The following is a 1,359-nucleotide window of genomic DNA, read 5'->3' on the forward strand; positions in this document are numbered from 1 at the left end:
GCTACAATACCATTATAGCAGGAAAAGAGGTGAGATTAAATTAAGTCAATGGCACAATTAGAATATCATTATGGCTTGAGGGTTCGCATCTACCCAAGTGACCACCAAAAGCAATTGATTAAGCTTAACAGCGATGCCAGTCGATTCGTCTATAACGAGATGGTGGCGATTGGTAAAGAACTCTGGCAATTAAAACAAGTCAAGCTGCCAATTGATACGGTTCAAGCTCGAATCAAGCAGCTTGAATTACGGCAAAATGCCAAGCAGATGTCCAATCATTTCCAATTCTTAGAAGACAAGCGCATTGACAGTCTTGCTAAGGCTAACGCTATCCGGAACTACCGCAAAGCATGGAGAGCCTTTCGGAAGGTTCATGGTACTGGCGTCCCAAAATTCCACCGTAAAAGCTATGCGTGGCGCTATCAAACTAATTGCCAATATATCAAGCAGAAAACGGCGCAGCTAACCAACGGGACCGTCTGCTTTGAAGACCTCAAGCACATCTTAGTGCCTAAGTTAGGTCGGCTACGCATTAAAGGCTCCCACAAACGATTACTGAGTCGGCAAGCAGAAATTCGCATTGGCACGGTCACGATTACTAAGGACGCTGCGGACCGTTTCTTTTTATCCATGCAGCTGGGTTCTGATACACCGTTCATCACGAAGCCTGCCAAAACCAATCGGCAAACCGGCATTGATCTCAACACGAAAAACTTCTTGACGACCAGTGATGGCAAAGTTGTCGCAAATCCGCGCTACTATCGAACGATTAAGGGACGACTGGCTAAGGCTCAACGTGTTTTGTCGCGCCGTGCCCGAAGGGCAAAGAAAGAGCATCGGCCGTTACGTAACAGTAAGAATTACCAAAAACAGCGCTTGGTAGTTGCTAAGATTCATGCACAGGTTCTAGATCGTCGTAAGAACTTCTTGCACAACGTCTCAACCACACTAATCAAGAACCACGATTTAGTGGTTGCAGAGGAATTGCGAAGTAAGAACTTACTAAAAAATCATGCTTTGGCAATGAGTATCGCAGACGTAGGCTGGTGTACCTTCTTAGGCATGCTAACTTACAAGGCTGACCTTTATGGTCGCCAGTTTGTAACGGTCAATCCTAGGAATACCACTCAAACCTGTCATAGTTGCGACTTCGTCATGGGAACCGAAGGCACTGATAAGCTGAGGCTTGCTGATCGAGAATGGACGTGTCCTAAATGCCATACCCATCACGTTCGCGATCACAATGCCGCGCAGAACATACTGATCAAAGGGCTTGCTAAATTAGCCTGATTAGGCTCGTCCCTATGGCAACCTGGGGACGCTAAAGGCACTGGTAATTGCCGTGTAAGACAAAGCAGT

The 1,359-nt window shown here is 46.4% G+C and carries 1 protein-coding gene; it reads left to right on the forward strand.

The features are described from left to right. Positions 1–39 precede the first annotated feature (39 nt). Positions 40–1,290, forward strand: a complete 1,251-nt coding sequence (locus BVJ53_RS14830; RefSeq protein WP_129302985.1) for an RNA-guided endonuclease InsQ/TnpB family protein — start codon at positions 40–42, stop codon at positions 1,288–1,290. The last annotated feature ends 69 nt before the right edge of the window (positions 1,291–1,359 follow it).

This window comes from Lacticaseibacillus chiayiensis, assembly GCF_004123795.1.
Classification (GTDB): domain Bacteria; phylum Bacillota; class Bacilli; order Lactobacillales; family Lactobacillaceae; genus Lacticaseibacillus; species Lacticaseibacillus chiayiensis.